Genomic DNA, 2,433 nt, shown 5'->3' on the forward strand with positions numbered 1-2,433 from the left:
ATACTTATTTGCAGGTAGGGTCGAGGGCGGGGTCGCATTTGGCTTCGATCTGCTTCAGCGTTTCGTCGCCATGCTTCTTGGCCAGATCCGTCAGCGCCGCCTGGTTGACGACCTTGGGGCCGCCGCCCTTTGCCGCCTGCGCATTCTCATCCGCCTTCAATTGCGCGAGCTTGGCGTTCTTCTCGGCTTCGGTGAACTGCGGCGCCGCCACTTGCGGCTTGATGTTCAGGTTCGGGAAGGTGCCGGTATCCTTCGGTCCCGCACCCACAGCGACAGGCGTCGGGCCATTCGTGTTGGTGCTCGAGCACCCGGCAATGCCGATGAGGACGATCGCCGCGCCGATGCGGCAAAAACGTCCGGCACCGAAAAAAACAGTCTCGCCAATATTAATCGTCATATTGTTTCCTTGGCAGCCGAGGTAGAGCGAGATTGGCCCGGTCGGATGTCCCATGTTAATATGTCAAGAAAAGGCCTCGGGAGGAACCCCGCCAACCATGTCCAAAACACCCGATTCGGGCAAAGCGGAAGATGACCAGCCTTCGACCGTCGAGCAATATCTGGTGAAGGACCCGGAACGCTTCGCCCTGAACATGGCGCGCATGATCGAGCAGGCCGGCAAGGCCGCTTCCGCCTGGGCCGAGCCGCGTGAAAAAGGCGACGTGCGCGACCATGTGGCCGAGCCCGTCGTCGATATGGTGAAGACCTTTTCCAAGCTCAGCGAATACTGGCTTGCCGATCCGCAGCGCGCGCTGGAAGCGCAGACGCGGCTGTTCTCCGGCTATATGACGGTCTGGGCCAACGCCATTCAGCGCACCAGCAACGCCGCGCAAGACACCGAAGACGCGGTCAAGCCGGAGCGCGGCGACAAGCGCTTCCTCGACCCGGAATGGGGCCGCAACGCCTTCTTCGATTTCCTCAAGCAGGCCTATCTCGTCACCTCGCGCTGGGCGGCCGATCTGGTCGAGCACGCCGAAGGTCTTGACGAGCACACCCGCCACAAGGCCGGCTTTTACGTCAAGCAGGTGTCCAACGCCATCTCGCCGTCGAATTTCATCCTGACCAATCCGGAACTGTTCCGCGAAACCGTCGCCTCGAACGGCGAAAACCTGGTGCGCGGCATGAAGATGCTGGCCGAGGACATCGCCGCCGGCAAGGGCGACCTGAAGCTGCGGCAGGCCGACTACTCGCCCTTCGAGATCGGCAGGAACATCGCCACCACTCCCGGCAAGGTGGTCGGCCGCAGCGACGTCGCCGAAATCATCCAGTACGAACCGGCGACCGAGACGGTGCTCAAGCGGCCCCTGCTGATCTGCCCGCCATGGATCAATAAATTCTACATCCTCGATCTGAACCCGCAGAAATCCTTCATTCGCTGGGCGGTTGAACAGGGCCACACCGTGTTCGTCATCTCCTGGGTCAATCCGGACGAGCGCCACGGCACCAAGAGCTGGGAAGCCTATATCCGCGAGGGTCTGCAATACGGCCTCGACACGGTCGAGAAGGCCACCGGCGAACGCGACGTCAACGCGATCGGCTATTGCGTCGGCGGCACGCTCCTGGCGGCGGCACTGGCGCTGATGGCGCAAGAGGGCGACGACCGCATCAAGTCGGCGACCTTCTTCACCACGCAGGTCGACTTCACCTATGCCGGCGACCTGAAGGTGTTCGTCGACGAAGAACAGGTCGCGGCAGTGGAAAAGTCGATGAGCGAAAAGGGTTATCTCGACGGCACCAAGATGGCGACCGCCTTCAACATGCTGCGCTCAGGCGACCTGATCTGGCCCTATGTCGTCAACAACTACATGCGCGGCAAGGATCCCCTGCCCTTCGACCTGCTCTACTGGAATGCCGATTCCACCCGCATGGCCGCAGCCAACCACTCTTTCTACCTGCGCAACTGCTATCTCGAGAACAACCTTTCGCAAGGCACGATGGAACTGGCGGGCCGCACGGTCTCGCTCGGCGACATCACCATCCCGGTCTACAACCTCGCCTCCAAGGAAGATCACATCGCGCCGGCGCTTTCGGTGTTCCTCGGCTCGAAATATTTCGGCGGCACGGTCGAGTATGTGATGGCGGGGTCGGGCCATATCGCCGGTGTCGTCAATCCGCCGGCATCCAACAAATACCAGTATTGGACCGGGGCTACGCCGACGGGCGACTTCAGCCAGTGGATAGCCAATGCCACCGACCATCCAGGATCCTGGTGGCCGCACTGGCAAGGCTGGATAGAGGCCAAGGACAACACCCGCGTGCCTGCCCGCAAACCGGGCAAGCATATGAAAACTTTGGGTGATGCTCCGGGCACCTATGTGAAGGTCCGTGTGTAACGGACTGTAATGTGTGGTGAGTTGACGGGCCGCCAAAAGCGGGCGAAATGGTGTCGTCAACCATCAAGCGGCCGTAATTCGGCAATCACTGCAAAAATACTTC

Annotated in this window: 2 protein-coding genes; one reads left to right on the forward strand and one right to left on the reverse strand. The window is 61.0% G+C overall.

The window, feature by feature from the left end:
* Nucleotides 1-4: 4 nt before the first annotated feature.
* Complete coding sequence (locus tag EN969_RS26645) at nt 5-397, reverse strand: hypothetical protein (RefSeq protein WP_063167871.1); 393 nt, start codon at nt 395-397, stop codon at nt 5-7.
* A 97-nt stretch (nt 398-494) separates the two neighbouring features.
* Here EN969_RS26645 and phaC point away from each other — a divergent pair, with 97 nt between their 5' ends.
* The gene (gene phaC / locus EN969_RS26650; protein ID WP_063167870.1) at nt 495-2,330 is read left to right on the forward strand and encodes a class I poly(R)-hydroxyalkanoic acid synthase; all 1,836 of its coding nucleotides are present in this window, start codon (nt 495-497) and stop codon (nt 2,328-2,330) included.
* Nucleotides 2,331-2,433 lie beyond the last annotated feature (103 nt).

Source organism: Mesorhizobium sp. M7A.F.Ca.CA.003.01.2.1, from assembly GCF_003998945.1.
Lineage (GTDB): Bacteria > Pseudomonadota > Alphaproteobacteria > Rhizobiales > Rhizobiaceae > Mesorhizobium > Mesorhizobium ciceri.